22 protein-coding genes and 1 pseudogene are annotated in these 25,351 nt (G+C 59.4%); 15 read left to right on the top strand and 8 right to left on the bottom strand.

Translation table 11 applies throughout. The features are described from left to right. Positions 1-65: 65 nt before the first annotated feature. The 3 genes and pseudogenes from GV818_RS34955 to GV818_RS08060 form a co-directional block, all read right to left on the bottom strand. Positions 66-740: pseudogene (locus tag GV818_RS34955) on the bottom strand (PAS domain-containing protein); the annotation flags it as partial. Between the two features lie 445 nt (positions 741-1,185). Beyond that, complete coding sequence (locus tag GV818_RS08065) at positions 1,186-2,256, bottom strand: diguanylate cyclase (protein WP_161776313.1); 1,071 nt, start codon at positions 2,254-2,256, stop codon at positions 1,186-1,188. A gap of 170 nt (positions 2,257-2,426) precedes the next feature. After that, entirely contained in the window at positions 2,427-3,035 is a 609-nt protein-coding gene (locus tag GV818_RS08060; protein ID WP_161756033.1) for a TetR/AcrR family transcriptional regulator, read from the bottom strand. 202 nt (positions 3,036-3,237) lie between these two features. On the opposite strand from GV818_RS08060, the gene GV818_RS08055 reads away from it, so the two are divergent. Both GV818_RS08055 and GV818_RS08050 read left to right on the top strand, forming a co-directional pair. Further along, complete coding sequence (locus tag GV818_RS08055; RefSeq protein ID WP_161776312.1) at positions 3,238-4,296, top strand: MBL fold metallo-hydrolase; 1,059 nt, start codon at positions 3,238-3,240, stop codon at positions 4,294-4,296. An 84-nt stretch (positions 4,297-4,380) separates the two neighbouring features. Continuing rightward, the gene (locus GV818_RS08050) at positions 4,381-4,938 is read left to right on the top strand and encodes an AAA family ATPase (protein WP_161756031.1); all 558 of its coding nucleotides are present in this window, start codon (positions 4,381-4,383) and stop codon (positions 4,936-4,938) included. Here GV818_RS08050 and GV818_RS08045 read toward each other — a convergent pair. Together GV818_RS08045 and GV818_RS08040 are read right to left on the bottom strand one after the other, a co-directional pair. Beyond that, positions 4,920-5,237, bottom strand: a complete 318-nt coding sequence (locus GV818_RS08045; RefSeq protein WP_161756030.1) for an XRE family transcriptional regulator — start codon at positions 5,235-5,237, stop codon at positions 4,920-4,922. The two genes, GV818_RS08050 and GV818_RS08045, sit on opposite strands and share 19 nt — an antisense overlap. Before the next feature lie 106 nt (positions 5,238-5,343). Continuing rightward, positions 5,344-6,135 carry an AraC family transcriptional regulator gene (locus GV818_RS08040; protein ID WP_161776311.1) on the bottom strand — a complete coding sequence of 264 codons (792 nt, stop codon included), beginning with the start codon at positions 6,133-6,135 and terminating at the stop codon, positions 5,344-5,346. A gap of 114 nt (positions 6,136-6,249) precedes the next feature. Between GV818_RS08040 and GV818_RS08035 the strand changes: the two genes are divergently transcribed. Beyond that, on the top strand, positions 6,250-7,065 hold the full coding sequence (locus tag GV818_RS08035; protein ID WP_161776310.1) for a sulfite exporter TauE/SafE family protein: 816 nt from the start codon (positions 6,250-6,252) through the stop codon (positions 7,063-7,065). Positions 7,066-7,154: 89 nt separating this feature from the next. Here the strand turns inward: GV818_RS08035 and GV818_RS08030 are convergent, their stop codons facing one another. After that, positions 7,155-8,135 (bottom strand): hypothetical protein, encoded by a 981-nt coding sequence (locus GV818_RS08030; RefSeq protein ID WP_161776309.1) that lies wholly within the window; start codon positions 8,133-8,135, stop codon positions 7,155-7,157. A gap of 235 nt (positions 8,136-8,370) precedes the next feature. On the opposite strand from GV818_RS08030, the gene GV818_RS08025 reads away from it, so the two are divergent. Further along, entirely contained in the window at positions 8,371-9,114 is a 744-nt protein-coding gene (locus GV818_RS08025) for a class I SAM-dependent DNA methyltransferase (RefSeq protein ID WP_161776308.1), read from the top strand. Positions 9,115-9,395: 281 nt separating this feature from the next. On the opposite strand, the gene GV818_RS08020 is transcribed toward GV818_RS08025, so the two are convergent. Both GV818_RS08020 and GV818_RS08015 read right to left on the bottom strand, forming a co-directional pair. After that, positions 9,396-10,643, bottom strand: a complete 1,248-nt coding sequence (locus GV818_RS08020) for a ribonucleotide-diphosphate reductase subunit beta (protein ID WP_161756025.1) — start codon at positions 10,641-10,643, stop codon at positions 9,396-9,398. A gap of 750 nt (positions 10,644-11,393) precedes the next feature. Continuing rightward, entirely contained in the window at positions 11,394-11,657 is a 264-nt protein-coding gene (locus GV818_RS08015; protein ID WP_161756024.1) for a DUF2790 domain-containing protein, read from the bottom strand. 411 nt (positions 11,658-12,068) lie between these two features. On the opposite strand from GV818_RS08015, the gene acs reads away from it, so the two are divergent. The 11 genes from acs to astD all read left to right on the top strand — a co-directional run bounded on the left by acs (position 12,069) and on the right by astD (position 25,303). Further along, positions 12,069-14,024: an acetate--CoA ligase gene (acs, locus tag GV818_RS08010; protein ID WP_161776307.1), complete on the top strand. Its 1,956-nt coding sequence runs from the start codon at positions 12,069-12,071 to the stop codon at positions 14,022-14,024. Positions 14,025-14,648: 624 nt separating this feature from the next. Next, the gene (locus GV818_RS08005) at positions 14,649-15,425 is read left to right on the top strand and encodes an ABC transporter substrate-binding protein (protein WP_161776306.1); all 777 of its coding nucleotides are present in this window, start codon (positions 14,649-14,651) and stop codon (positions 15,423-15,425) included. A gap of 92 nt (positions 15,426-15,517) precedes the next feature. Next, complete coding sequence (locus tag GV818_RS08000) at positions 15,518-16,207, top strand: ABC transporter permease (protein ID WP_161756021.1); 690 nt, start codon at positions 15,518-15,520, stop codon at positions 16,205-16,207. Beyond that, on the top strand, positions 16,204-16,902 hold the full coding sequence (locus GV818_RS07995; RefSeq protein ID WP_161776305.1) for an ABC transporter permease: 699 nt from the start codon (positions 16,204-16,206) through the stop codon (positions 16,900-16,902). Before GV818_RS08000 ends, GV818_RS07995 begins: the two co-directional genes overlap by 4 nt. A gap of 1 nt (position 16,903) precedes the next feature. Then, positions 16,904-18,016, top strand: coding sequence for a succinylglutamate desuccinylase/aspartoacylase family protein (locus tag GV818_RS07990; RefSeq protein ID WP_161776304.1), 1,113 nt, complete (start codon positions 16,904-16,906; stop codon positions 18,014-18,016). A gap of 23 nt (positions 18,017-18,039) precedes the next feature. Continuing rightward, positions 18,040-18,804 carry an ABC transporter ATP-binding protein gene (locus tag GV818_RS07985; RefSeq protein ID WP_161756018.1) on the top strand — a complete coding sequence of 255 codons (765 nt, stop codon included), beginning with the start codon at positions 18,040-18,042 and terminating at the stop codon, positions 18,802-18,804. 112 nt (positions 18,805-18,916) lie between these two features. Continuing rightward, positions 18,917-19,897 (top strand): transcriptional regulator ArgR, encoded by a 981-nt coding sequence (gene argR / locus GV818_RS07980; protein ID WP_161756017.1) that lies wholly within the window; start codon positions 18,917-18,919, stop codon positions 19,895-19,897. A gap of 456 nt (positions 19,898-20,353) precedes the next feature. Continuing rightward, on the top strand, positions 20,354-21,574 hold the full coding sequence (locus GV818_RS07975; RefSeq protein WP_161756016.1) for an aspartate aminotransferase family protein: 1,221 nt from the start codon (positions 20,354-20,356) through the stop codon (positions 21,572-21,574). Between the two features lie 132 nt (positions 21,575-21,706). Further along, on the top strand, positions 21,707-22,726 hold the full coding sequence (gene aruF / locus GV818_RS07970) for an arginine/ornithine succinyltransferase subunit alpha (protein WP_161756015.1): 1,020 nt from the start codon (positions 21,707-21,709) through the stop codon (positions 22,724-22,726). 85 nt (positions 22,727-22,811) lie between these two features. Continuing rightward, positions 22,812-23,837 carry an arginine N-succinyltransferase gene (gene astA / locus GV818_RS07965; protein ID WP_161756014.1) on the top strand — a complete coding sequence of 342 codons (1,026 nt, stop codon included), beginning with the start codon at positions 22,812-22,814 and terminating at the stop codon, positions 23,835-23,837. Beyond that, positions 23,834-25,303, top strand: coding sequence for a succinylglutamate-semialdehyde dehydrogenase (gene astD, locus GV818_RS07960; RefSeq protein ID WP_372242078.1), 1,470 nt, complete (start codon positions 23,834-23,836; stop codon positions 25,301-25,303). Before astA ends, astD begins: the two co-directional genes overlap by 4 nt. The last annotated feature ends 48 nt before the right edge of the window (positions 25,304-25,351 follow it).

Raw genomic sequence — 25,351 nt, 5'->3', positions numbered from 1 at the left:
TCGACCGAGATGTGATAAGCCTGGCTCGCGCTTTGGGCGTCCTGCTCGTGTTTTTCCACCTGCAGGGTAACGTCGGCAGCGTACTTGACCACCTTGTACAGGCGCCCGCTGGCGTCGTAGACCGGGTTGTAGTTGGCTTCCAGCCACAGTGTGCGTCTGTGCTTGTCGATCCGTTCGAACTGGCCGTTGAAGAACTCGCCCTTGTTCAGGCGGCTCCAGAAGTCCTGGTAGGCGCTGCTGTTGACCAGGTCGGGTTTGCAGAACATCCGGTGATGTTTGCCCAGGATTTCGTTCAGGCTGTAGCCCGTGCGGCTGAGGAAGTTGGCGTTGGCGCTGATGATGCTGCCGTCGAGGTTGAATTCGATTACCGCCATTGCCCGGTCAATGGCTTCCAGTTTGCTCCGGGCCTCGACTTCCGCTTGCACCTTGGCGGTGACGTCGAGTGCGTACTTGACTACTTTGTATACCGCGCCGGATTCGTCCCGAATGGGGTTGTAGCTGGCTTCCAGCCACAGGCTCTGCCCGGTGCTGCCGAGGCGCTCAAAGGTCCTCGATTCGAAGCGGCCGTCTTTCAGGCGCGCCCACAGTTGCTGATAGTCACTGCTGCGGGCGTATTCCGGGGTGCAGAACAGGCGATGGGGTTGGCCGATCACTTGATCTTCTCGATAACCCAGGGTCTTGAGGAAGTTGTCGTTGGCGCGCAGTACGTTGCCCTGCAGATCGAACTCGATCACGGCCATGGAGCGGTCGATAGCGTCCAGCATGCGCGCTTGTTCGGTGATGGTTTGGCGCTGGGAATCGATGGTCTTGTTGTGACGGTTGAATAACATGTTGGCTGCTCTATGGGAGAAACGTTGCGTCGATCCCTATTGAGTGCGCCGGTATGCCGAAAGCTCCCTGGCGTTCGGCACTATCTGCTCAATGCCAGCGCTCCATGACTGACAGACAAATTCGCAGCGATGCAACGGGCGACGCTTCGGGCGAGCGCCGCTGGCCGTATCAAGAGGTGAGTTAACGGCTGCGAATCGATTGGGTTGGGTGGATTGGCTATGGCAGCAATCCTCCATAGGAGGTTGTTATGCCGCAGCAAAGTGGCAGCATTATGATGGCGGAGGCGCTGAAAAATCCAAATAAACTTGTACAAAAATATTTTTTGCTTCTTTTTTGTACAAGTTAATGGGGCGCTTATGCCATTTGTGTCTGCTCGAAATGGGACTTGCCAGCATTGTTGGCGGTCTGGTTGCGCCCACCGTTCTTCGCCAGATACAGGGCTTTGTCCGCAGCATTGAGCCAGCTGGAAGGGTCCTGGAAGTCAGGGCTGAAAGCGGCCAGGCCGATGCTCAGGCTGACCTTCAGCTCGGGTACTTGGGGGTGTCGGTACTGGCTGAAGATCTGGCGCAGGCGTTCCATGACATCAAGCGCCTGCGACTGGCTCATGCGCGGCAGGATCACGCAGAACTCATCGCCACCGTAGCGCCCGGCGAGGTCGTCATGACGCAGATTGCGCCGCAGTTCGCTGCTCAAATGGCGCAGCACCGTATCGCCGATGATGTGGCCGTAGGTGTCATTGATTGTCTTGAAGTGGTCGATGTCGATCAGCGCGATGCTGGCTTCCATCTGCCGTTGTTGGCACTTGTGGAACTTGATGTGCAGCAGGTCTTTCCAGGAGCCGTGATTGAGCAGGCCGGTGAGGCTGTCGGTGCGGCTCAGGGCACTCAGGGCACGCTTGTGCTCGGACAGTTTGATTGCCAGCCGGTAGCAGACTATGCCCACTGCCAGCGGGTAGAGGGTCAGCATCGGCAGGCAGGCATAGATCTGCAGCGCGGTGATCTGGGTATTGAAGCTGGCGCCGAACAGCGCCCAGGACAACAGCACTCCGGCAAACTGGCTGAGACTGCCACGGATGAACAGGCGCAAGCCGCCCGCGGCCACGTTGTTCATGGCCATCATCGACAGGATGGTCACCGCCGGCAGGGGGTTGAACTGCATGGTGGCGGTCCAGAATCCGCCCATCAGCGAGTCATACAGCAGGTTGCGGCGTTCCGCCTGGTAGGGAAAGGCCGAACGGGTAGAAAGCTGATAGGCCAGATGAGGCCAGACCAGGCCATTGAACACAAGCAAGGCCCATGTCCAGTTGGGCAGATCCAGGGGATAGAGGGTGGCGAAGACGCTGATGGCGCCAATTCCCAGGCCGATAATCCTTGGCCGATAAATGCGCCGGGCAAATGAAAGCCCTTTGCCGCGTTGATTTTCCATAAATTCCTGCACTGGATTTTGTACTGAAACACCTGGTGGTGTTTTTACGGCATGGCCGCTTGTCGGATCACTCTGGTGAATATTGTCATTTATTCCAATGAGAATAATCAGTGTCCTTCGAAGCCATTTCACAGTGGCCAGGAACGTGGTCCGGCCGGATGTACCCAGATTCAGGCCTGGTAATGGGCGAGGAACATGTCCAGAGCCGACTCGATGACCTGAGTCTGCATATCCGCTGCGAGGGGAGGCTGGCCTAGAGTGATCTGAGGCCAGAAGGCAAAGCTTTTGAGCAGTCCGTGCATTTGCAAAGCAGCGAATTCCGGGTCCACTGGCTTGAGGCGGCCGTCGGCCAGGGCGGCGCGAATCCACAGGGTCAGGCCTTCTTCCCGTTCGCCCAGGCGCGCCACCATGTTTTGCGCCCGTTCCGGTGAGTGGATGGCCGCAGCGATGGCCACGCGGGCCAGATCGAGGAAGTTGTCGTCCGCCAGCAGCTGTAGCTTGGCCCGCAGTAGTTTCTCCAGCTGCCCGCGCAGGGGCAGGTCGCTGCGGTAGGCGATTTCCGATTGCGCGCTGATGCTGGCCCAGAGCTTATGCAGAATTTCAGCAAACAGCTCTTCCTTGCTGGGGAAGTGGTTGTACACCGTGCGCTTGGAAACCCCGGCCGTCGCGGCAATCTTGTCCATGCTGGTGACTTCGAAACCGCTGGCGCGGAATTCGTTGATCGCCGCCTGGATGATGGCCTGGCGTTTGAGGTCGGTGAGGCGCTTCGGGGCTGTCATAAGTTGGGTTCGGTGAGGGTGGATGGTGAAAACACTCGGCAGTCTACTTCGTCTTAATTCTGTTGCAATGTAGAAACTACACTGTGTAGTGTAGTTTTATTGAAAACACTGATTGGCGGCTGATGCTTGCGTGCCTTGGCCAGTAGATCGTCCCGCAGAGCAACCTCGGAACCTTGTTGCGTTCCATGGAGTTATTTCAGTCATGGCCACTCTCTCGTCCAGCATCACCCGTGCTCCCCGTCAGGAAACCTCGCGCCAGGAGCAGGGTGCCTTTCGTAATCACGCGCCGGTGCGTCGTGCCAGCTTCGGTAAAACCCTGCAGATTTTCTGGAACATGCTGTTCCACAAACCCAGCAATACCCGTCCGGCCGGAGTCATACCGGTGCAGCCATTGACCCGCGAGCAACTGCAGGCGGCGCCTAATCACAGTGTCTTTCGCCTTGGGCACTCCACGGTGTTGCTGAAAATGCGCGACAAGTTCTGGATCACCGACCCGGTGTTTGCCGAACGTGCCTCACCGGTGCAGTGGGCCGGTCCGAAGCGCTTCCACCAGCCGCCCATCAGCCTGGATGCGCTGCCGGAGATAGAGGCGGTGATTCTTTCCCACGATCATTACGATCACCTGGACCACCAGACGGTGCTGACCCTGGCGAACAAGACCCGGCACTTTCTGACCCCGCTGGGGGTTGGAGATACCTTGATCAAATGGGGCGTGCCGGCAGCCAAGGTCCGACAGTTGGACTGGTGGCAGGGCTGTGAGGTCGACGGCATCCGATTTGTTGCCACGCCGTCGCAACATTTCTCCGGACGCGGCCTGTTCGATGGCAATCACACCTTATGGGCATCCTGGGTGATGATCGACGGACCGACGCGGATTTTCTTCAGTGGCGACACCGGTTACTTCGACGGCTTCAAACGCATTGGCCAGCAATACGGTCCGTTTGACCTGACACTGATGGAAACCGGGGCCTACAACGTCGAATGGCCACACGTACACATGCAACCGGAGCAAACCCTGCAAGCTCACATCGATCTGCAGGGCCGTTGGCTGCTGCCGATTCACAACGGCACCTTCGATCTGGCCATGCACGCCTGGCACGAACCCTTCGACCGCATCCTGGCCTTGGCTTGGGAGCGCAGCATCAGCATTACCACGCCGCTGATGGGCGAAGCCTTCAGCCTGGCACAACCCCAGCGGGGAGGAGCCTGGTGGCTCGAGGTGGAAGGTGCCCAGGAGCAGGCGAGCGTCGAGTCTGCTTGATCCAGGCCTGGCGCCGATGTGGCAGGGCGAAGACAGGCGAGGCTGTAGTAGCCTGCTGGATGTCCGCCGCAAAGGAGTGGCGTCATGGCCAACAGAATCCACATTTTCGGCGCGTCCGGCTCCGGGACCACGACTCTGGGGCGGGAGCTGGCCGAGCATCTGCGCTGCAAGCACTTCGACTCCGATGATTTCTACTGGCAACCCAGTGCCAAGCCCTTCAGTTGCCGGCGCCCTCGTGAGGAGCGGATCCATAAGCTGCAAGCCCAGGTACTGGCGGAGCCGGACTGGGTCCTGTCCGGCTCGCTCTGTGGTTGGGGGGATGTGCTGATTCCCAGTTTCACCCTGGCGGTGCTGGTGCAACTGGACCCTGAGGTCCGCCTGCAACGATTGCGTGCGCGGGAGTTCCTGCGTTACGGCGAGCAGATCTTCGAAGGTGGCGAGCGCTACGCCGCGACCGAAACCTTCCTTGCCTGGGCTGCAGGTTACGACGACGGTGGCCACGGAACCCGCAGTCTGCGTCGTCATGAAACCTGGATCCAAAACCTGGCCTGTCCAGTCATGCGCCTGGACTCGACCCACCTGTCAGCGCCGGCCTTGCGTGATCAACTGTTCAAGGCACTGGCTCATTCGAGCATGGCGTAGTCAGGGCGCTCCATGGGGTTGGGGGTGGCACCCTTGATGTTCATGCCGCGGCCGGGAGTAAAGCCCGGGAAGAACACTAGGCCCTGGGCTTCAAGACAGAACGCCAGAGCCAGGCGGGTTACGTCACGCACCTCGTAACCGGCCTCGAAGCGCTGGATGGCTTGCACCGAGACTGCGGACTCGCTGGACAGTTGGTCCATGTCCCAATCCAGCATGTCCCGGGCTTGGGCACAGTGTTGCGGGGTGAATTGATAGAGGGCGATACGTTCCAGGGTGATTTTCATCGCTAGAGAGGCCATGGTTTTCTCCGGGAGATTAGGCAGTACGTTGGCTTTATACTGGTTATTTGTACAGTTGTTTTGTTCCCGGATCAAATCCAATTTTCGCCACTGCGCGAGCCTTTGGTCACAAGGTTTTTCCCGGGGCCAGTTGCCCTGGGTTCAGGTAGCTGGTGGGAGATTGCCCCAGCACCCGGCGGAACATGGTGGAGAACGCGCCGGGGCTGTCATAGCCCAGCTCCAGGGCTATGCGTGTCACTGGCTCTGCCGCTGCCAGCCGTGCCAGGGCCTGGATTACGCAGGCCTGTTGGCGCCATTGCACGAAGCTCATGCCGGTCTGTTGGCGGAACCAGCGATTGAAGGTCCGCAGGCTGACATGCAACTGGCCTGCCCAGTGCGTGGGGGGTTGGTGGATATCGGGCTGTGCGAGGAAGGCCTGGCACAGCGCCAACAAGCGGCCATCAGCCGGCAAGGGAATGTGCAGCGGCAATGCGGGGCAGCGCTGCACTTCGTACAGCATAAGGTTGACCAACAGCCCATCACGTCCGTCTGGATCGTACTCCAGGGGCATCTCCACCGACTCCAGGAGCAGTTGGCGCAACAGCGGCGAAATATTGATGACCTGGCAGCTGCTGTTATCCAGAGGCGCGGCGGCAGGTTCGATGTACAGGCTGCGGGTGCTGACCCCTAGCATCAGTACCTCATGCTCCACCCCCGGTGGAATCCACACTGCACGTTGGGGCGGTACGACCCAATTACCCTGGTCGGTACTCACTTGCATGACCCCGGTGGCGCCATACAACAGTTGCGCGCGTCGGTGGCGGTGGCGCGGCAGGCGTTGTCCATCGGCATAGTCTGTGCCGATGGACAGCACCGGGCGTGGCGTTTGATCCAGTTGCTCGATGGAGATGTTGCGCATGCCGACCCACTCCGTGCTTGGCGTAAACGCAAACATTATTGGCTGACTTGCTGAAGCCGGCCAAGTCGCAGCGTTCTATTGTCCAGAGCTTCTTCCTCTGACGGACGCTGCTCGATGTTCTACCTACTGCTGGCACTCTTTGGTTGCTTGACCGGCATCAGCGCCGTGCTGTTCGGCTTTGGCGGCGGGTTTGTGGTGGTGCCCCTGCTGTACTGGATGTTGTTGGGCAGCCAGGGCGCCGACTCCGTAGCAGGGCAGTCGGCGATGCATATCGCGGTGGCCACCTCGACCTGCGTGATGATCGTCAATGCCCTGGTTGCCAGCCGTCGGCATCAGCGCGCCGGCAATCTCATCCGTCATTACCTGTGGCCCCTGGGGGGCTACATCGGTTTGGGGGCAATGTTCGGCGCGGCCGGGGCCATGTGGGTCAGCGGCGAGCTGATTCGCTATGCCTTTATTGTCTACCTGGGAGTCACCGTCGCCGATTGCCTGCTGCGTCGCGGGTTTCTTGAGCAATCGAAACGACAGCAGTTGCGTCGCCTGGGAGCCGGCGAAACCCTCTTCGGCGGTGTAGGAATAGGCATCATCGCCACCTTTCTCGGTGTAGGCGGCAGCGTAATGACTGTCCCTTTATTGCGTCGGTGCGGTCTGAGCATGACCCAGGCCACTTCCATGGCCAATCCCCTGAGCGTGCCTGTGGCATTGGCAGGCACCACTACCTATATGGCCTTGGCAGGTTTCAGTCGGTTTGACCTTGGCCCCTGGTTTGTCGGTTATGTCGACCTGCTGGCGTTTCTGGTGTTGACCCTTGGCTCGCTGCTGGGTATTCGTCTGGCCGCACCCTGGATCGGCCGGATCCCCGACCGCGTGCATGCCCGGGTGTACGTAGGCCTGTTGTTGCTGGTGCTGTTCTGCATGTGCTTGCAGTGATAGCAGCCTCACGCTTGGTGGCTCGATTGCTCTGGGCCTGAGGCTCATCATCGCCTTGCGCTCAGTTCAACAGGGAGTACAGCCTGGGGCTACTGCGTCTCCAACCCCGGTGCCTCACGGATAATGAAGTGATCCAGGTTTTCGAGATTGGCGCTGAACACTCCGAAGCTCGCTTCGGGGTTTTTCTTGCTCGGCACCTGCTTTAACTCCGGGGTGACGCCATAGAAGAAGCAATACAGCTCTTTGTCGCTGTCGATGGCGTGCTTGATCTCCTCGAGGAAAGCGCTGCGCTTGCGGTAGTTCTCCACCAGTTTCTTGCTCAGGTAGACGTTGACCGAATAAGGCTTCTTCTTGCTCTCGCCGTCTTCCTTGAACCAGACCTTCTGTTCGAAGTCGATGCGAAAACTCTGGGTGTAATCCTTGATCTGCTTGATCTTGCCCCAGTAGATCAGTCCCTTGTTGTCCTGCAGGTACTCGATCTTCTTGAAGAACGAGGCATAGGACGCGCTGTGCTCGCCGATCTTCAGCGGCATGCGCTTGAGTAGCTCCTTGTCGTCGATGTTCGACACAAAGCATTCCACTGGATGGGCGAAGACACTGGTCTTGTCCGGAGTGCTGTCGCGCCCGGTGTGCTGTGTGCGAGCGTTGCTCGTGGTGGCTTGCGGATTGTCTCGCGGCGTATCCACCGTGGCTGTCGGGCTGGTCGGTTGGCGTACGTAGACGCGGCGGGCCAGCAGCAATTCGCAAGGAAAGTGTTCCTCTCGATCATCTTCGGCCGCTACCCCCTCCATGCTGCCGGTACCTTTGCTGACACCGTAAGGACAGCCTTCTATATGAAGCGTGGCGGGCAGGTTCTTGAAGTGCGGGGTGCGGATGTAATTGACGTTCTTGGCATTGAAAGTGCCCAACTCATTGGCGGCATCGAACGCTGCGCGGCACTCATCGTGGGGGCACTGAAAGCTTTCCTTGGCCGAATCGAAGGCCATGGTTTCATCGAAATTCAGATCCCGCACGTCATAGATCGACAGCTTGTCGTCGAGGCTGATGCAGTAGGCGGTATCGAATTTCATGCGCGCTTGGATCCTTAAGCAGGGGAGGGCTCTTTATAGCGGCAGGCCTTGAGGCCTGCACGAACTTTGTCTTTTCAGTCTCACGAGGTTGGCCGTGTGGCCCATGCAAGCACCAAGAATTTTATCTGCTTCGCAGACGAGATGAACAGTACGGCTATGAGTCGCCTGCTCGTCCTGTGATTCGGTTGGGATATGATGTGCCCCCTCCATACTCCGAATAAACCTTCAGGTCCCCATGCCCCACAACGCCCTCTATACCGACCTTTCGGGTTATTACGATCTCATGTGCGCCGATATCGATTATCTGGCGCAAAGCCAGTGTGTTCTGCGGTTGCAGCAGCTATTTGGTAATGGGGGTAAGCGCCACCTTGATCTGGCTTGCGGGACTGGGCCGCATGTCCGTCATTTCATTGATGCCGGTTACCAGAGCGCTGGGCTCGATATCAATCAGCCGATGCTCGATAGAGCTGCCCTGCGCTGCCCAGAAGCGCAGTTCTCGCTGCAGGATATGTGTGGTTTTACAGTGACTGAGCCGCAGGATCTGATTACCTGCTTTTTGTATTCCATTCATTACAGTGCTGGCATCGAACGGCTTGAGGCCTTGATCGCGAGCGTGCATCGCGCATTGGAAGCCGACGGTGTGTTCTGCTTCAACGCAGTGGACAAGAACATGATCGACAACAATTCGTTCGTCTCTCATTCCGCCCTGCACGATGACGGTCTTTTCAGTTTCAGCTCCGCTTGGAACTACCCGGGTGTTGGCGAACAGCAATCGCTGAAGTTGCGTATCGAAAGAACGATGGCTGATGAAACCCAGGTTTGGCATGACGAGCATCCCATGGTAGCGGTGAGTTTCGACGAGATAAAAACGCTGTTGCGGCCCTACTTTGAGGTTCATGTACTTGAGCATGATTACGAAAAGCTCATTCCCTGGAGCACAACATCCGGGAATGCGATATTTGCCTGCGTAAAAATCTGAGGCGGGTTCGCTGCTGCACATCCGGGTGGATTGGCTCTGGCAGCCGTGAGTTCGCGGCGTGAGCCGAGTCGCTGGGTGGGGGGGCTAGTCCGAAATACCTTCACCGACTTTTCGCGCATATCGACAGCCTGACCAGCAGTCGTATCGGATAGGAGGCAAGGGAAGTAGCTCCTAGTCAGGTTTCTTTCGAACAAAAAAGGGCTGCCATATGGCAGCCCTTTTTTTGGTGTATCGGTTTCGCGTTTAGGGAAACGGTTTCACGATACAACGATCTTGAGCAATCAATCCCAGCTCAATGCGCCGCCAGTCTGATACTCGATTACCCGAGTCTCGAAGAAGTTCTTCTCTTTCTTCAAGTCCATGATCTCGCTCATCCATGGGAACGGGTTGGTGGTACCTGGGTACTCTTCCTTCAGGCCGATCTGCGACAGGCGACGGTTGGCGATGAACTTGAGGTAGTCCTCCATCATTGCCGCGTTCATGCCCAGTACGCCGCGCGGCATGGTGTCGCGAGCGTATTCGATTTCCAGTTGGGTGCCCTGGAGAATCATCTGGGTGGCTTCTTCCTTCATGTCGGCATCCCACAGGTGCGGGTTTTCGATCTTGATCTGGTTGATCACGTCGATGCCGAAGTTCAGGTGCATGGATTCGTCACGCAGGATGTACTGGAACTGCTCGGCGACACCGGTCATTTTGTTGCGACGGCCCATGGACAGGATCTGGGTAAAGCCGCAGTAGAAGAAGATGCCTTCCAGAACGCAGTAGTAGGCGATCAGGTTGCGCAGCAGTTCCTTGTCGGTGTCGACGGTGCCGGTTTCGAACTTCGGATCGGAGATCGAACGGGTGTACTTCAGGCCCCAGGCGGCTTTCTTCGCGACCGATGGAATCTCGTGGTACATGTTGAAGATCTCGCCTTCGTCCATGGCCAACGATTCGATGCAGTACTGGTAGGCGTGGGTGTGGATCGCCTCTTCGAACGCCTGGCGCAGGATGTACTGGCGGCACTCCGGGTTGGTGATCAGGCGGTACACGGCCAGCACCAGGTTGTTGGCAACCAGGGAGTCGGCGGTGGAGAAGAAGCCCAGGTTGCGCATGACGATGCGACGCTCGTCGTCGGTCAGGCCTTCCGGGTCTTTCCAGAGGGCGATGTCGGCGGTCATGTTGACTTCTTGCGGCATCCAGTGGTTCGCGCAGCCGTCCAGGTACTTCTGCCAGGCCCAGTCATATTTGAATGGCACCAGTTGGTTGAGGTCGGCGCGGCAGTTGATCATGCGCTTTTCATCAACGGCGACACGGGCGGAAGAACCTTCCAGCTCGGCCAGGCCTTCGGCGATGTCGAGTTTGTCCAGGGCGGCCTTGGCGCGGGCAACGCCAGCGGAGTCGTTGGCGGTCACGGCGCGGGCTTCGAGAGCGGCGGCACCTCCGGCGCTGTCGAGGCGGTCCATGTTGGCTTCAGAAGCGTGGCCGGCGTTGGCGCCTTTGACCGCGACTTCGCCTTCTTCTTTGTCGAATTCGTCCCAGCTCAGCATGACGTGTCGTCTCCTGCTTGAGGGCCAGATGCCCGTGTGAAAACAAAAGGGTTGGCTTTTCACACGGCGCTACTGGCCGCGTTAAATCATAAGAAATCGTTGGTTGCAGCATGAACGCAGGCAATAAACGAGGAATTCGTGTCCGGGTGCTCTGCGGCTGCTGTCGGGCGGAGCTGAGGGTGTCGGCTCTTGCGCGGGATTCAGCAGGTGGTTTTCATCCGGTAAGGGAATGTTGCAGGCCCGTTTTGAAGACGCATTATAAGGAAATTTTCAGGGTCGTGGGGCGACCGATGGGCGCAGGCGAGCTCGAGAAGGGCGGGGACTGAGGGCAGAGTGCGGGTTTACAAGGCTTTGGCCGCTGAAGATTTTTTTTTGCCCTTGAAAAAAATATCAGCAAGTGGCCAAAAAATAGCCAATTTTACTAGATGTTGTGTTTTTGCAAGCCGTTTTCCTGTTTTTGACACAACTGAAATCGATCTGAATCGAGTGTTGAAATCGTCAACATGGCTCGCTTGAGGTTGCTTGAATGGCGACGATCGGAGCCCTGGGTGGCGATGCTTGCATGGCGGGTATCACCTTCATCTGCTGCGGTGAGCATCCTGGGTCAGAGCGCGTGCGATTGCCGTGCTCGCACGTCGAGGAGGCGATGCCTTTGAGCGTCCCGGCGCGGGGCGGCTATCGGGGCATCTTTGCCGCAAGAGGGATTTCTTGCGGCCGGCAGTCTCAAGGTCGGTGCAATGAACTTGGCAATTAGCCGTTAGAACAACCGTTGCCCATTACGCGGTATTGAAGAATATGCCGTTGACCTTTCGAATCTTCATATTCCATACGTGCTGGTACAACTTCGCATACTTCTGGAACTTCGCTCATGGAGATAACTTTGGCGATATCCAGATCGGTGGAGTAAGTGTATTCCTCTACCGGTACTTGCTGGTTGGCGACATCAGTCGGGATCTCATCAGCCATCGCGGTAGCGCACAGACTGCTGAGGGCCAGAACTAATAAAGCTTTCATTTGCGTTTTACCTTTCTAAGGTCGTGTGGGGTCACGCAGCCTTTGTAGGGCTGCGTGTGGAACTGGAGTAGAAGTTTGATTAACTGCCTTCGTGGGGGCTGCAACTTGGTTAATCAGATTGCCTGTTTGGCGAGGCTGATTTTAGGCCTGAGATCAGCGGCCATATAGGCGTACTTTTGATAAACACTTTTGACAGTTTTTGTAACAATCGCCGAAAAACCCCTGTTCGAGGATCGATTCCAACTTTTTTGCTTGGCACGAATGGCGCTGTAAGCAGCGCTCTTGAAGGGCTGCGGGAAATATCGGGGTATTTCGCAGGGGGTTGTTACTACCATCGTCGAATGGTTCTATAGGCGCCCCCCGGCTACAACGGGGTCATACAAAAACAACTATGTCACCGAGGTAAGAAAGATGAGTGCGGCTTCTCTGTATCCCGTTCGTCCCGAGGTTTTGGCCAATACGCTGACTGACGAGGCGACCTACAAGGCCATGTACCAGCAGTCGGTTGTGAACCCGGACGGTTTTTGGCGCGAGCAGGCCAAGCGCCTCGACTGGATCAAGCCTTTTACCACGGTGAAGCAGACATCCTTTGACGACCATCATGTCGATATCAAGTGGTTCGCCGACGGCACCTTGAACGTCTCCTACAACTGCCTGGATCGCCATCTCGCCGAGCGTGGCGATCAGCTCGCGATCATCTGGGAAGGTGACGATCCTTCCGAAAGCCGCAACATCACCTACCGCGAACTGCATGAAGAAGTCTGCAAGTTCGCCAACGCCCTGCGTGGCCAGGACGTGCACCGCGGCGACGTGGTAACTATCTATATGCCGATGATCCCCGAGGCGGTGGTGGCCATGCTGGCCTGTACCCGTATCGGCGCGATCCACTCGGTGGTGTTCGGCGGCTTCTCGCCGGAAGCCCTGGCCGGTCGCATCATCGACTGCCGCTCGAAAGTGGTGATCACCGCCGACGAAGGCATTCGTGCCGGCAAGAAGGTCCCGCTCAAGGCCAATGTCGACGACGCCCTGACCAACCCGGAAACCAGCAGCATCCAGAAGGTCATCGTGTGCAAGCGCACTGGTGGTGACATCAAATGGAACCAGCATCGCGACATCTGGTACGAAGACCTGATGAAGGTGGCCGGTAGCGTATGTGCGCCTAAAGAGATGGGGGCCGAAGAGGCGCTGTTCATCCTTTACACCTCCGGTTCCACTGGCAAGCCCAAGGGCGTGCAGCACACCACCGGCGGTTACCTGCTCTATGCATCGCTGACCCACGAGCGGGTCTTCGACTACCGTCCGGGCGAAGTCTACTGGTGCACCGCCGACGTCGGCTGGGTCACGGGTCACACCTATATTGTCTATGGCCCGCTGGCCAACGGTGCCACCACCGTTTTGTTCGAAGGTGTGCCGAACTATCCGGACGTGACCCGGGTAGCGAAGATCGTCGACAAGCACCAGGTCAACATCCTCTACACCGCACCGACTGCGATCCGCGCCATGATGGCCTCGGGCACCGCCGCTTGCGAAGGTGCCGATGGCAGCAGCCTGCGTCTGCTGGGGTCGGTGGGTGAGCCGATCAATCCGGAAGCCTGGGACTGGTACTACAAGAACGTCGGTCGATCCCGTTGCCCGATCGTTGACACCTGGTGGCAGACCGAGACCGGCGCCACCCTGATGAGCCCGCTGCCGGGGGCGCATGCCTTGAAGCCGGGTTCTGCAGCGCGTCCGTTCTTCGGCGTGGTCCCGGCCTTGGTGGATAACCTGGGCAACATCATCGAAGGCGCTGCCGAGGGCAACCTGGTGATCCTGGATTCCTGGCCGGGCCAGGCGCGGACCCTGTACCGCGACCATGACCGCTTCGTCGATACCTACTTCAAGACCTTCCGTGGCATGTACTTCACCGGTGACGGTGCTCGTCGCGATGAAGACGGCTACTACTGGATCACCGGTCGCGTGGATGACGTGCTCAACGTTTCCGGGCACCGCATGGGCACCGCCGAAATCGAAAGCGCGATGGTGGCTCACCCGAAAGTTGCTGAAGCAGCGGTAGTGGGTGTGCCTCACGACATCAAGGGGCAGGGCATCTATGTCTATGTGACCCTCAACGGTGGCGAAGAGCCGAGCGAATCCCTGCGTCTGGAACTGAAGAACTGGGTGCGCAAGGAGATCGGTCCGATTGCCTCGCCGGATGTCATCCAGTGGGCGCCGGGCCTGCCGAAAACTCGCTCCGGGAAGATCATGCGACGAATTCTGCGCAAGATCGCCACGGCGGAGTACGACGGTTTGGGAGATATCTCCACCTTGGCTGACCCGGGCGTGGTGCAGCATTTGATCGATACCCACAAGACCATGAACGTCGCCTGAGGCGGTTCCTGAGTCATCCAGCCCCGCCCGGCCTTGCGCCGGGCGGGGCTTTTTCATGGCTGCCGTGTTGGGCGTGATTTACCGCTAAGGCGATGTCTACGCGGGTGCGTGCGGTGTTTGTAGGTGCGGGCTTGCAAGCGAAGAGGTGCGAATAAATATCGGTTTTATCCGGCCGACGTATCCGAATGTTACCTGGACCGATAAAGGTGTAACCCAGCGCCCGTTTTCGGGGCAATGGGAAACGCCAGGCCCCGTTTCAGGGCTGTTTATATCCATATAAAAAATAAGTCATCACGCTGCGCTTGCCGGAATAGAAGGCTTTGCCAATAATAGGCCCGCAATTTGCAGCATAGATCGGTTCCCCGTCTCTCGCTCTTGCATAGATTTGAAGAGCTGTCAATGCGCTGCCCCGGCATTCTCGATGCTTCTGTAATTTGTTGTCGCATTGAGGAAATATCGGCTTCCAGCCTGTCGTTAGAATGCCGGTCACTCGCTCGTCGTTGCCTGTGTGTGAGTCCTCTCTGGGCTCCCCGGGACGCAGCGCCGCAATTGCTGTTCCACCCATTCGCATATTGGGCTGTCGCTCACTCTGCCGTTTTCGCCCTTTACCGATGGAGTTCTAAGATGAAGAAACTCGTGCTTCTTGGCGCCCTGGCACTGTCCGTGCTCTCCCTGCCGACTTTCGCTGATGAAAAGCCCCTGAAAATTGGTATCGAAGCGGCTTACCCTCCGTTTGCCTCCAAGGCGCCGGACGGCAGCATCGTCGGTTTTGACTACGACATCGGCAACGCCCTGTGCGAAGAGATGAAGGTCAAGTGCGTGTGGGTCGAGCAAGAGTTCGATGGCCTGATCCCGGCACTGAAAGTGCGCAAGATCGACGCTATCCTCTCGTCCATGTCGATCACCGACGATCGCAAGAAGTCTGTGGATTTCACCAACAAGTACTACAACACCCCGGCACGTCTGGTCATGAAGGCCGGTACCCAGGTCAGTGATGGCCTGACCGAGCTCAAGGGCAAGAACATCGGTGTGCAGCGCGGCTCGATCCACGAGCGTTTCGCTCGTGAAGTCCTGTCGCCGCTGGGTGCCCAGATCAAGCCTTACGGCTCGCAGAACGAAATCTACCTGGACGTGGCAGCCGGTCGCCTCGACGGCACTGTGGCGGACGCTACGCTGTTGAATGACGGTTTCTTGAAAACTGATTCGGGCAAGGGCTTCGCCTTCGTGGGTCCAGCCTTTACCGACGTCAAATACTTCGGCGACGGCGTAGGGATCGCTGTGCGCAAGGGTGACAAGGCCGATCTGGACAAGATCAACGCCGCCATCGCTGCCCTTCGTGAGAATGGCAAGTACAAGCAAATCCAGGACAAGTACTTCGACTTCGACATTTACGGTCAGTAATACCGTCGAGACAGTCAGTCCGAGATGGCGCAAGCAGCAGAATCTCTGAAGTTTGCGCCATTTTTTCATCCCAATTTTCGAGGACCTGAATCATGTTGAAAGGCTACGGGGCTGTCATCCTCGATGGCGCTTGGCTGACGCTTCAGCTCGCCTTGTCGTCCATGGCCTTGGCCATTGTTCTAGGTCTGATCGGGGTCGCGTTGCGTCTCTCGCCGGTGCGCTGGCTGGCCTGGCTGGGCGATCTGTATTCCACGGTGATCCGCGGGATTCCCGACCTGGTGCTGATCCTGCTGATTTTCTACGGCGGCCAGGACCTGCTCAATCGCGTTGCCCCGTTGCTGGGTTTCGACGACTACATCGATCTCAATCCGCTGGCGGCGGGCATCGGCACCCTGGGCTTTATCTTCGGTGCGTACCTTTCCGAAACCTTCCGTGGCGCCTTCATGGCGATTCCCAAGGGTCAGGCAGAAGCCGGCATGGCGTACGGCATGAGCAGTTTTCAGGTGTTCTTCCGGGTATTGGTGCCGCAGATGATTCGCCTGGCGATTCCGGGCTTCACCAACAACTGGCTGGTATTGACCAAGGCCACCGCACTGATTTCGGTGGTGGGGCTGCAAGACATGATGTTCAAGGCTAAGCAGGCGGCTGATGCCACCCGCGAGCCTTTCACCTTCTTCCTCGCAGTGGCGGCGATGTACCTGGTGCTCACCAGTGTCTCGTTGCTGGCGCTGCGTCACCTTGAGAAGCGCTACTCGGTAGGCGTAAGGGCGGCTGATCTATGATCTTCGACTACAACGTCATTTGGGAGGCGATGCCGCTGTACCTTGGCGGGCTGCTGACCACCCTGAAACTGCTGGCTATCTCGTTGTTCTTCGGCCTGCTGCTGGCGCTGCCGCTGGGGCTGATGCGGGTCTCCAAGCAGCCGCTGGTGAACATCACGGCCTGGCTGTACACCTATGTGATTCGCGGCACGCCGATGCTGGTGCAGCTGTTCTTGATCTACTACGGCCTGGCGCAGTTCGAAGCTGTGCGTAATAGCCTCATGTGGCCGTGGCTGTCGAGCGCGACCTTCTGTGCGTGCCTGGCCTTTGCCGTCAATACCAGCGCCTACACCGCGGAAATCATTGCTGGCAGCCTTAAGGCCACGCCGAATGGTGAGATCGAGGCGGCCAAGGCCATGGGCATGTCGCGCTATAAAATGTACAGCCGCATCCTGCTGCCGTCGGCTCTGCGCCGGGCGCTACCGCAGTACAGCAACGAAGTGATCATGATGCTGCAGACCACCAGTCTGGCGTCCATCGTGACCTTGATCGATATCACGGGTGCGGCGCGTACCGTCAACGCGCAGTACTACCTGCCGTTCGAGGCGTACATCACCGCAGGTGTGTTCTACCTGTGCCTGACCTTCATCCTGGTGCGTATGTTCAAGCTGGCCGAGCGGCGCTGGCTGGTCTATCTCGCGCCGCGGAAGCACTGATATGGAACGTATCGATCATGCATTGCCGTGGAGCCATCTGGGCAGCGAACGCCAGATTTCGGTGTTTCGTTTCGGCAGCGGCGAGCGCAAGGCTTATATCCAGGCCAGCCTGCACGCTGACGAATTGCCGGGCATGCGCACCGCCTGGGAGCTGAAAAAGCGCCTGAGCGAACTCGAAGCCCAAGGCGCCCTCAGCGGAGTGATCGAGCTGGTGCCGGTGGCCAATCCGATGGGCCTGGGCCAGCTGCTGCAAGGCAATCACCAGGGGCGCTTCGAGGTCGGCAGCGGCAAGAATTTCAACCGCGACTTCGTCGAGCTGAGCGCGCCGGTCGCGGCGCTGCTCGAAGGTCGCCTGGGTGATGATCCGCATGCCAACATCCGTCTGATTCGTCAGGCCATGAGTGAGGTGCTGGCGGCGTTGCCGGCGCCGGCGAGCCAGTTGCAGGGCATGCAGCGGGTGCTGCTGAGCCATGCCTGCAGCGCTGATGTGGTGCTTGACCTGCACTGTGATGCCGAGGCAGCGCTGCACATGTACGCCTTGCCGCAACACTGGCCGCAATGGCGTTCGCTGGCGGCGCACCTGAATGTGCGCGTGGGCTTGCTGGCAGAGGATTCCGGCGGCAGCTCCTTTGATGAAGCCTGCTCCCTGCCGTGGCTGCGCTTGTCGCGCTTGTTCCCGCAGGCGCAGATTCCGCTGGCATGCCTGGCGACCACCCTGGAGCTGGGTGGCCAGGCCGACACTGGCCGGTCGCAGGCTGAAGCGCATGCCGAAGGCATTCTGGCGTTTCTCGCCGAGCAGGGTTTGATCAGCGGTGAATGGCCAAAAGCCCAGCACGAAGCCTGCGAAGCGATGCCGTTCGAAGGCACCGAATTGTTGTTTGCGCCGCATCCTGGCGTGGTGAGCTATTTGCGTCCGGCGGGTTGCTGGGTGGAAGCGGGCGAGCCGGTTTTTGAAGTGATTGATCCTCTATCCGATCGGGTCAGCACGGTGTGTGCTGGCACCAGCGGCGTGTTGTTCGCCGTTGAGCGGCTACGTTATGCCCAACCCGGTTTCTGGCTGGCCAAGGTGGCGGGGCGCGAAGCGCTGCGTCACGGGCGCTTGCTCAACGACTGACTGTTTTTGTGAGAACCGACCGCATGTACAAACTTGAAGTCCAAGACCTGCATAAGCGCTATGGCAGTCACGAAGTGCTCAAGGGCGTGTCCCTGAAGGCCGCGGCTGGCGATGTCATCAGCATCATCGGCTCCAGTGGCTCGGGCAAAAGTACCTTTTTGCGCTGTATCAACCTGCTGGAACAGCCCCACGCCGGCAAGATCCTGCTGAACAACGAAGAGTTGAAGCTGGTGGCCAATAAGGACGGTGCGCTGAAGGCTGCCGATCCCAAGCAACTGCAACGCATGCGTTCGCGCCTGTCGATGGTGTTCCAGCACTTCAACCTGTGGTCGCACATGACCGCGATTGAAAACATCATGGAAGCGCCGGTGCATGTGCTCGGCATGTCCAAGGCCGAGGCTCGCGAGAAGGCTGAGCTCTATCTGGCCAAGGTCGGCGTGGCTCACCGCAAGGATGCTTATCCGGGGCATATGTCCGGTGGTGAGCAGCAGCGCGTGGCCATTGCCCGGGCACTGGCCATGGAGCCGGAGGTCATGCTGTTTGATGAGCCGACCTCGGCCCTCGACCCGGAGTTGGTGGGCGATGTGCTGAAGGTCATGCAGGCTCTGGCGCAGGAAGGCCGGACCATGGTGGTGGTGACTCACGAAATGGGTTTTGCTCGTGAGGTTTCCAACCAGTTGGTGTTCTTGCACAAGGGCGTGGTGGAAGAGAGCGGCAACCCGCGGGAAGTGCTGGTTAACCCGCAATCAGAACGTTTGCAACAATTCCTCTCGGGCAGTCTCAAGTAATAACTGCCGTTATGCACCAAATTAGGTCATGCTGCGCACCGCGCGCCAGATGGTCTAACTTGGTGCTGCTGCCCTTGGCTTCTCACACTGTTTTCGTTTCGGATTGCCCGCCATGACTGCCCATCGAATTGGTTTCCTGATTTGGCCCAGCACTAAAGCCTTGACGCTGGCGCTGGCCGAGGAGGCCTTGCGTGTTGCCCAGCGGGTGCATCCGGAAGTGGTTTATGAGCTGGTTTTCCTCCAGGCCGAAGCGCCGACGGAAGGGGCCTGGCAACTGCCGGGAGAGCCTTGGGCGGGCAAGCTTGAGGGCTGTCAGAAACTGTTCCTGCTGGCGGATGAGCCGCCAGCGCCGATGAGCTCCGGGCTGAGCAGTGCTCTCAAGCAACTGGTGCGTGCCGGTTGCGTGATTGGTGGCCTGTCTGCCGGGGTTTATCCGTTGGCCCAGTTGGGTTTGCTCGATGGTTATCGAGCGGCCGTGCATTGGCGCTGGCAGGATGATTTTGCCGAGCGGTTTCCCAAGGTCATCGCGACCAGCCATTTGTTCGATTGGGATCGTGATCGCCTGACGGCCTGTGGTGGCATGTCGGTGCTGGATCTGTTGCTGGCGGTGCTGGCTCGCGATCATGGCGCTGAATTGGCCGGCGCGGTGTCCGAGGAGCTGGTGGTGGAGCGCATCCGCGAGGGAGGCGAGCGCCAGCGTATTCCGCTGCAGAATCGCTTGGGCTCCAGTCATCCGAAGCTGACCCAGGCGGTGCTGCTGATGGAGGCCAATATCGAAGAGCCGTTGACCACCGACGAGATCGCCCAGCACGTGTGTGTGTCGCGTCGTCAGTTGGAGCGGATCTTCAAGCAGTATCTGAATCGGGTACCGAGCCAGTATTACCTGGAACTGCGCTTGAACAAGGCGCGGCAGATGCTGATGCAGACCAGCAAGTCGATCATCCAGATTGGCCTGTCCTGCGGTTTCTCTTCCGGGCCGCATTTCTCCAGCGCCTACCGCAATTTCTTTGGCGCCACTCCGCGTGAAGACCGTAATCAGCGGCGCAGCAGCAGCCCGTTCGAGCTCTCTTCGGTGCCTGCCGAACGCGGTTGATCGTTTGCAAGCTGCGGTCAAGGTTCTCTGCGTTTTGCCCTGCACTCCCTCTGCATGATCTCGGCGGTCCTTGCCGCCGACTGCGCCCAATGTGCGTTGTCGCCCGGCTGGGCAGACGCGGTCTTCGGCTATTCGCAGGTCCCTGCACTTCTTGCCACGCAGGCGCGGCGCGAGCCTTCAGTGATGATCGGCGCGTGAGGCGTACCCTTTGCCGCAGTGCATAACTATCCAGATCATTCATACAATCAAATTCCCGGCAAACCTGCCGCTGGAGCGGTGCGCAGTTTAAACTGCGCCTTTGCGACGCTATTTGTCGCATTGCCATAAACCCGCCTAAAACCGGGGTTGGCGCTATAAGAAGTTGTCGCTTGGCGGCAAGGCCGGGCACAAAACTGTCCTTACAATCCCTCCATCGCTCGCCAGTTTCAGGCGGGTGTTCCTCTTCAGGAGACTCCGATGTCCGTTGAGCAAGCTCCGGTGCAACGCGCCGATTTCGACCAGGTGATGGTTCCCAACTACGCACCTGCGGCTTTCATTCCTGTGCGTGGCGCGGGGTCCCGAGTCTGGGACCAGTCGGGACGGGAGCTGATCGATTTCGCCGGCGGCATCGCGGTCAATGTACTGGGGCACGCCCATCCGGCGCTGGTGGGTGCTCTGACCGAGCAGGCCAACAAGCTGTGGCATGTGTCCAACGTCTTCACCAACGAGCCGGCCCTGCGCCTGGCCCACAAGCTGATCGACGCCACCTTCGCTGAGCGCGCGTTCTTCTGTAACTCCGGTGCAGAAGCCAACGAGGCTGCCTTCAAGCTGGCCCGTCGTGTGGCTCATGATCGTTTCGGTGCCGAGAAGTACGAAATCATTGCGGCCCTGAACAGCTTCCACGGCCGTACCCTGTTCACCGTGAACGTTGGTGGCCAGTCGAAGTACTCCGATGGCTTCGGTCCGAAAATCACCGGTATCACCCATGTACCGTTCAACGATCTGGCCGCGCTGAAAGCGGCGATTTCCGACAAGACCTGTGCCGTGGTGCTGGAGCCGATCCAGGGTGAAGGCGGCGTGCTGCCGGCCGATCTGGCCTACCTGCAAGGCGCTCGCGAGCTGTGCGACAAGCACAATGCACTGCTGGTGTTCGACGAAGTGCAAACCGGCATGGGCCGCTGCGGCGAGCTGTTTGCCTACCAGTATTTCGGCGTGACCCCGGACATCCTCACCAGTGCCAAGAGCCTGGGCGGCGGCTTCCCGATCGCGGCGATGCTGACCACTGAGGCGTTGGCCAAGCACCTGGTCGTCGGCACCCACGGCACTACTTACGGCGGTAACCCACTGGCCTGTGCGGTGGCCGAGGCGGTGATCGATGTGATCAATACGCCAGAAGTGCTGAACGGAGTTAAAGCCAAGCACGATCGTTTCAAGACCCGCCTGTTGCAGATCGGTGAGAAGTACCAGCTGTTCAGCGAAGTCCGTGGTCTGGGCCTGTTGCTTGGTTGTGTGCTCAGCGACGCTTGGAAAGGCAAGGCCAAGGACGTGTTCAACGCGGCCGAGAGAGAAGGCCTGATGATTCTGCAAGCCGGTCCGGACGTGGTGCGTTTCGCGCCGAGCCTGGTAGTCGAGGATGCTGACATCGAGCAGGGCCTGGACCGCTTCGAGCGCGCCGTGGCAAAACTGACTCAAGCCTGATCCAGGCGGCGGTGCTGCTTGACGCCGGCCTTTAAGGCCGGCGTCGAACCTAATTCCTGTGCCGGGTTGTCCCGGCATTTTTTTCCCTGAGTCGGACGGTTTCCGACCTGTTTTAGAGTAAGGAGTGACACCATGCTGGTGATGCGCCCCGCGCAAATGGCTGATCTGGGCGAGGTACAGCGTCTGGCTGCAGACAGCCCGATCGGTGTCACCTCCTTGCCGGATGATGTAGACCGCCTGAGCGACAAGATCGCCGCAAGCGAAGCGTCGTTTGCTGCTGAAGTGAGCTTCAACGGCGAAGAGAGCTATTTCTTCGTCCTTGAGGACGCCGCCAACGGCAAGTTGGTGGGCTGTTCGGCCATCGTTGCCTCGGCCGGTTATTCCGAGCCGTTCTACAGCTTCCGCAATGAAACCTTCGTCCACGCTTCCCGCGAGCTGAAGATCCACAACAAGATTCACGTCTTGTCCCAGTGCCACGACCTCACCGGCAACAGCCTGCTGACCAGCTTCTATGTGGTCCCGGAGTTGGTGGGTTCGGCCTGGTCGGAGCTGAACTCCCGGGGTCGCCTGCTGTTCGTCGCCAGCCACCCGGAGCGTTTCGCCGATTCGGTGGTGACCGAGATTGTCGGTTACAGCGACGAACATGGTGACTCGCCGTTCTGGGACGCCATTGGGCGCAACTTCTTTGACCTCAACTACGCCGAGGCCGAGCGTCTGTGTGGCCTGAAAAGCCGGACCTTCCTCGCCGAACTGATGCCGCATTACCCGATCTACGTGCCGCTGCTGCCCGACGCCGCCCAGGAAGCCATGGGCCAGGTGCACCCACGGGCGCAGATCACCTTCGACATTCTGATGCGCGAAGGTTTTGAAACCGATCACTACATCGACATCTTCGACGGTGGCCCGACCTTGCATGCGCGGGTCTCGGGAATCCGCTCGATTGCCCAGAGCCGCGTGGTGCCGGTGAAGATCGGTGACGCAGCCAAGGGCGGCGGCCGCCAGTACCTGGTGTCCAACGGCCAGTTGCAGGATTACCGCGCGGTGCTGCTGGAGCTGGATTACGCCCCGGGCAAACCGGTGACCCTGGATCTGCAAGCGGCCGAAGCCTTGGGCGTCGGCGAAGGTGCCAGCGTGCGCCTGGTCGCGGTTTAACGCCTGCTTTCACTACCTGGAAAGCAAGCCTGCAAAGCAGCGAGTTTCGCGAAGGCCGTCAGCGGCCTTCGCCTGAGGAGATAGCATGATCGTTCGTCCCGTACGCAGCAGCGATTTACCCGCGCTGATCGACCTGGCCCGCAGCACCGGCACCGGCCTCACCACCTTGCCGGCCAACGAAGAGCGCCTGACCCATCGGGTCGGCTGGGCGGAAAAGACCTTTCGCGGTGAAGCCGAGCGTGGCGATGCGGACTACCTGTTCGTGCTGGAAGACGACAATGGCCGGGTGGTGGGGATTTCTGCCATCGCCGGGGCTGTCGGCCTGCGTGAGCCCTGGTACAACTTCCGGGTCGGCCTGACGGTCAGCGCCTCCCAGGAGCTGAACATCTATCGTGAGATTCCTACGCTGTTCCTGGCCAACGACCTGACCGGTAAATCCGAGCTGTGCTCGTTGTTCCTGCATGCCGACTACCGCACCGGCCTCAATGGCCGCATGCTGGCCAAGGCGCGAATGCTGTTCATCGCCGAGTTCCCGCAGCTGTTCGGCAACAAGATCATTGCCGAAATGCGCGGCATGTCCGATGAACACGGTCGCTCGCCGTTCTGGGAAAGCCTGGGCCGGCATTTCTTCAAGATGGAGTTCAGCCAGGCGGACTACCTGACCGGGGTTGGCAACAAGGCGTTCATCGCCGAGTTGATGCCCAAGTTCCCGCTCTATACCTGCTTTTTGTCCGAGGATGCACGCGACGTCATCGCCAAGGTCCACACCGACACCGAGCCGGCGCTGGCCATGCTCAAGAGCGAAGGCTTCAGCTATCAAGGCTACGTCGATATCTTTGACGCCGGCCCGGCAGTGGAGTGCGAGACCAGCAAGATCCGCGCTGTGCGCGACAGCCAGCCGTTGGTGCTGGCCATCGGCACCCCGGGCGACGACGCCACGCCGTTCCTGATCCATAACCGTAAACGCGAGGACTGCCGCATTACTGCAGCGCCTGCACGCTTCGCCGCGGGCACCCTGGTGGTCGATCCCTTGACCGCCAAGCGCCTGCAACTCAACGCCGGCGACCAGGTCCGCGCGGTTCCGCTGTCTGCTTCTCGGGAGTCGAAATAATGAGCACGCTGTACATCGCCGGCCAATGGCTGGCTGGCCAGGGTGAAGCCTTCACCTCCCTTAATCCGGTGACCCAGGCGGTTGTCTGGTCGGGCAATGGTGCTACCGCCGCGCAGGTGGACAGTGCGGTACAGGCCGCTCGCCAGGCGTTTCCGGCCTGGGCCAAACGCTCCCTGGAAGAACGTATCAGCGTGCTGGAAGCCTTTGCTGCCAGTCTCAAAAGCCGTGCCGACGAATTGGCCCGCTGCATTGGTGAGGAAACCGGCAAGCCCCTATGGGAAGCTGCTACCGAAGTCACCAGCATGGTCAACAAGATCTCCATTTCGGTGCAGAGCTACCGTGAGCGTACCGGCGAGAAGAGCGGTCCGTTGGGCGACGCCACCGCTGTGCTGCGGCACAAGCCTCACGGCGTGGTAGCGGTGTTCGGTCCCTACAACTTCCCGGGGCATCTGCCCAACGGGCATATTGTCCCTGCACTGCTGGCGGGGAACAGTGTGCTGTTCAAGCCCAGCGAACTGACCCCAAAAGTCGCCGAGCTGACGGTCCAGTGCTGGATCGATGCCGGTCTGCCATCCGGCGTTCTGAACCTGCTGCAGGGCGCTCGGGAAACCGGCATCGCCCTGGCCGCCAATCCGGGCATCGACGGCCTGTTCTTCACCGGCTCCAGCCGCACCGGCAACCATTTGCACCAGCAGTTCGCTGGACGCCCGGACAAGATTCTGGCCCTGGAGATGGGCGGCAACAATCCGCTGGTGGTTGAGCAAGTCGCAGATCTGGATGCGGCGGTATACACCATCATTCAGTCGGCCTTTATCTCTGCCGGCCAGCGCTGCACCTGCGCCCGTCGCCTGCTGGTGCCGGAAGGGGCCTGGGGGGATACGCTGCTGGCGCGACTGGTGGCGGTCAGCGCGACCCTCGATGTCGGTGCTTACGATCAACAGCCCGCGCCGTTCATGGGCTCGGTGATTTCTCTCGGTGCCGCTCGTGCACTGATGGACGCCCAGCAGCAGTTGTTGGCCAAGGGTGGCGTGGCGTTGTTGGAAATGACCCAGCCCCAGGCTCAGGCGGCGTTGCTGACCCCGGGCATCCTCGACGTCACGGCGGTGGCCGAGCGTCCTGATGAGGAATTGTTCGGGCCGTTGCTGCAGGTGATTCGCTACGCGGATTTCGATGGCGCGATTGCCGAGGCCAACCGCACTCAATATGGTCTGGCTGCCGGTTTGTTGTCTGATTCTGCCGAGCGTTACCAGCAGTTCTGGCTGGAGAGCCGTGCCGGGATCGTCAACTGGAACAAGCAACTGACCGGTGCCGCCAGCAGCGCGCCGTTCGGTGGCGTGGGCGCTTCGGGCAACCATCGGGCCAGTGCCTATTACGCGGCAGATTACTGCGCGTACCCGGTGGCTTCCCTGGAAACCCCGAGCCTGGTGCTGCCAAGCACGCTGACGCCGGGTGTGCGCCTGTCCTGATTCGAGAGGCCTTCATGCAAGCCTGCTCCTGCATCGACCGTAGGAGCC

This window comes from Pseudomonas sp. Fl4BN1, assembly GCF_009908285.1.
Lineage (GTDB): Bacteria > Pseudomonadota > Gammaproteobacteria > Pseudomonadales > Pseudomonadaceae > Aquipseudomonas.
Note: the sequence above shows the minus strand (reverse complement) of the source record. Positions and strands in the feature narration are given on the sequence as shown.